Below are 3,722 nucleotides of genomic sequence, written 5' to 3'. Positions count from 1 at the left end.
GCACGGCGGTCGGTATCCGGTTCAGTTTCATGAGGGGTCCAGGAGTCGGGTGGGGGCGGGGGCGGGGAGGGAGGGCGCGTCCTAGGCGAGGTCGCTGGAGATCCAGTTCCAGCTGGTCCGGCCGGCGCTGTCCCAGGCCATGACGGGGGCGTTGAAGCCGGTGCCGGTGCCGGAGAACTTCCACAGGCCGGTGCGGTTGGTGCCGTCGCCCTGGACACCGTAGCCGTAGAGGACGCCGACGTCGGTCCTGCCGTCGCCGTCGAAGTCGCCGATGGTCCGGGCAGTGGTGGAACGGTTCGCCGTGCGGAAGGAGACCCCGGCCGACAGCGGCCCGGTCCGCCCCGCGTCGTTGACCGCCCGCACGGTCACCGTGTGCGCCCCGTCGGAGAGGGCGGTCGTGTCGAGGGCGAGGGCGTAACGAGCCGGTTCGAGGCCGGCCTCAAGGCCGCGCGGAGCGGCTGGCTGTGAACCGCCGGTCCTGATCCTCCCGCCGACCGGGCCCTACGGGGCCACGGAGCCGTCCGCCAGGCCGTCGTACAGGCCCTGGACGAGCTGGTCGCCGAGGCGGGAGGCCTGGCGCAGGGACTCCTCGAAGGCGGCGAGGGCGCGGAACCGCTCGCCGAAGCGGCGCTGTTCGGCCAGGGGCAGGCGCGGCAGCTGGAGGCGGCGGACGTCGAGGCGGGTCGCGGTGGAGGCGTAGCTGCTGGCCTGCCGGGTGTTGGCGGTGGCCCGCAGGAAACCGGCCAGGAACCAGGGGTCGAGGGCCGCCGGGTCGGGGCGCAGGAGCTGGAGGTTGCGGCCGAGGGCGGCGCCCTCGGCGGCGGCGTCCACGACCCGGACGGCCGCCCCGCCGCCGAGGACCGGGACGACGACGTCCCCGGCGGCCAGCAGGACCGGCTCCTCGGGCGGGCCGTCGGGCAGCGTGCCGGAGGGCGGCTGGGCGGCGAGGACGTCGTGGTCGGTGAGGACGGCGACCGGGGCGGCGGCGGGGGCCGTGCCCGCGCCGCCCGCGCGCAGCACCAGGGCCCCGGCGCGGGCCAGTTCGCCGACGGTCGTGGTGGGCCGGCCGGTCCCGGTGGCGGGCGGGTCGGCGACGGGCGGCGGGGTCAGTTCGCGGGTGCGGCGCAGGGTCTCCGTCAGGCGCTCGCGCACCCCGGCCAGCTGGGCCGCGCCCCCGGCGGCCGCCGGGGGCGGCAGGTGGCGGGCGGGCGCGAGGTCGACGTCGTCGTCGAGGAGTTCGATCACGGGGACGGAGCGGCTCGCGCCCGGGGTCCCGGCGAGGGCGCCGTCCCGGTCGAAGGGCGCCCAGGCGTCCAGTACGGCGGTGTGGACGGCCGGCCAGTCGAGCCGGTCGCGGCCCTCCCGGCCCGGTCCGGTGTGCTCGGACGCGGTGTCCACGAGGAGGAGTTCGGCGGCGGGCCGGCCGCCCGGGACGGGCTTGCGCAGCACCCAGAGGTGGAGCGGGATGCCGTACGGGGGCGCGGCGCCGGCCGGGAGGGCGACGACCGCGCGCAGGGCGCCCCGGCGGAGCAGGTCGGCGCGGATGCGGCGGCCCGAGCGGCGGGAGGCGGCGGCGGGCGGCATGAGGAGGACGGCGGTGCCGCCGGGGCGGAGGCGGGCCAGGGCGTGCTGCACCCAGGCCAGTTCGGACTCCGTGCGGGCCGGGAAGCCGTACTCCCAGCGCGGGTCGTAGGCCAGCTCCTCGTGGCCCCAGTTGCGCTCGTTGAACGGCGGGTGGCACAGGACGGCGTCCGCCGCGAGCGCCGGGAAGGCGTCGGCGCGCAGGCTGTCCCCGGACCTGACCCGGATGTCGGCGTCGGCGGCGAGGGCCAGGCGCAGGGCGGTGAGCGCGGCGAGGTCGGGGTCGGCGTCCTGGCCGCAGACGGCGCCGGGGCGCTCGACCGCGCCGAGCAGTCCGCCGGTGCCGCAGGCCGGGTCGAGGACGGTGAGCGGGGCGGCGCCCTCGCCGGCGGGCGCGGGGGCCGCGAGCGCCGCCATGAGGGCGGCGGGGCCGGGCGGGGTGAGCGTGTACTGGCGGGGGTTGGCGTCGAGGTGGCGGCCGATCAGGAACTCGAAGGCCTGGCGCGCGCCGGTGTCGGCCGCGAGTTCGGCGGCCCCGCGCAGCAGGGGCAGGGAGACGGCGAGCGCGCCCGAGGTGGGGGTGAGGACGGCCCGGCCGGGGCCGAGGCGCTCGGTCAGCGTCTCCTCCAGGGCGACCGGCAGCACTTCCGTGAGCCGCTCGTCCGGGAGCGCGGCGAGGGAGGGCCAGGCCGCCGACCTGTCCCGTACCAGGAGGAGGGCGCAGCCCGCGTGGACGAGGGCGGTGACGGCGCCGGCCGGGTGGCCCGCGACCTGCTGCCAGACGCGCTCCCGGAGCGGGACCTCGGCCAGTTTGCCCTGGGTGCGGAGCCACTCCTCGACCTCGGCGAGCGCGAAGGACGGGCTGGTCTCCGTGCCGCCGACGGGCTTGGGGAAGTCGGCGTGGCGGCGGCGCCAGTTGCTGACGGCGGCCCGGCCGACCCCGGCGAGCCGGGCGATCCCGGCGGCGGTCACCTCGGCGGGGGCGGCCCGTCCGGACCCGTCCGGTTCCGCCGCGGCCCCTTCCGGGGCACCCGATCCCGCCGCTGCCGCGTCCGCTGCGTTCTCCGGCAACTGACCCATCTCCCCTGGCTGGCCCGCTGATGACTCTTGTGTGACACCCATCCTACTGATGAAGCCCGGGGACACCACTTCACAGCGTGACCCGATCCGTTTTCCGTGAACCATGTTGACTCGGTTCACAAGCTCTGCTGTGATTGATCCATCGCGCCAGACATCTCCACTGTCCGGGAGGACACACCCATGTCGTACGACACCCAGGTCCCGCCCGCCGCTCCGCACCGGGCCATGCGCAACGGCCTCGGCACCGCGGCCCTGATCCTCGGCATCATCGGCACGCTCTCCGGCCTCGTGCCGTTCTTCTTCTGGCTGGCGGGCATCCTCGGCCTGATCGCCCTGATCCTCGGACTCGTCGGCAAGGGCCGCGTGAAGCGCGGTGAGGCGGACAACAAGGGAGTGGCGCTCACCGGCGCGCTCCTCGGCCTCGCGGCCCTGATCCTCTCGGTCGTCGGCGCGGTCATCACGTTCACGGCCGTCAGCGACGCGGTCGACGAGATCGACAAGGCCATCAAGGACTCCGCGCCCAAGGACCCGGCCGCCCAGGACCCGGCCGCCCAGGACCCGGCCGCCAAGAACCTGGCGGACGGCGACACCTCGGTCTACGACGACGACCTCAAGGTCACGGTCTCGGACCCGAAGGCGTACAAGCCCAGCGAGTTCGCGGCCGGCCACACCGAGGGCAACAAGGCGTACCAGGTCACCGTCGTCATCGAGAACGGCGGCAAGGAGAAGTTCGACGCCACCCTGGTCACGCTGACCGGCCGCGCCGGGACGAACGGCGTCGCGGCCGAGCAGATCTTCGACGAGAAGGTCGGCGCGGGCTTCCAGGGCACCGTCCTGCCCGGCAAGAAGGCCACCGTCACCGTCGCCTTCGACACCCCCAAGGACGCCAAGAACCTGACGGTCGAGGTGAACCCGGGCCTCGACTACAACGCCTCGCAGTGGGAGCTGAAGCTCGGCTGACCCGGCGAAACCCGGCCGGACCCGGCCACCGCAAGAACAAGGACCGAGGAACGGGGGCCCTTCGGGGCCCTCCCCCGCACACCCCTCCCCCGCCCATCCCT

At 75.7% G+C, this 3,722-nt stretch carries 2 protein-coding genes and 1 pseudogene; 1 reads left to right on the top strand and 2 read right to left on the bottom strand.

Going from position 1 to position 3,722, the window contains the following annotated elements:
* Positions 1-81: 81 nt before the first annotated feature.
* Together ADL08_RS08765 and ADL08_RS08760 are read right to left on the bottom strand one after the other, a co-directional pair.
* Positions 82-276: pseudogene (locus ADL08_RS08765) on the bottom strand (esterase); the annotation flags it as partial.
* 225 nt (positions 277-501) lie between these two features.
* Entirely contained in the window at positions 502-2,553 is a 2,052-nt protein-coding gene (locus ADL08_RS08760) for an N-6 DNA methylase (RefSeq protein WP_053641505.1), read from the bottom strand.
* Between the two features lie 288 nt (positions 2,554-2,841).
* Here ADL08_RS08760 and ADL08_RS08755 point away from each other — a divergent pair, with 288 nt between their 5' ends.
* Positions 2,842-3,621 carry a DUF4352 domain-containing protein gene (locus ADL08_RS08755; RefSeq protein WP_053641504.1) on the top strand — a complete coding sequence of 260 codons (780 nt, stop codon included), beginning with the start codon at positions 2,842-2,844 and terminating at the stop codon, positions 3,619-3,621.
* Positions 3,622-3,722 lie beyond the last annotated feature (101 nt).

Origin of the sequence: Streptomyces sp. NRRL F-6492, assembly GCF_001280125.1 — a bacterium.
Classification (GTDB): domain Bacteria; phylum Actinomycetota; class Actinomycetes; order Streptomycetales; family Streptomycetaceae; genus Streptomyces.
This window is presented reverse-complemented; position numbering and strand designations above follow the sequence as displayed.

Excerpts from the sequence above, each read along its gene's own strand:
- ADL08_RS08755 (WP_053641504.1), top strand. The coding sequence starts at position 2,842 with ATGTCGTACGACACCCAGGTCCCGCCCGCCGCTCCGCACCGGGCCATG.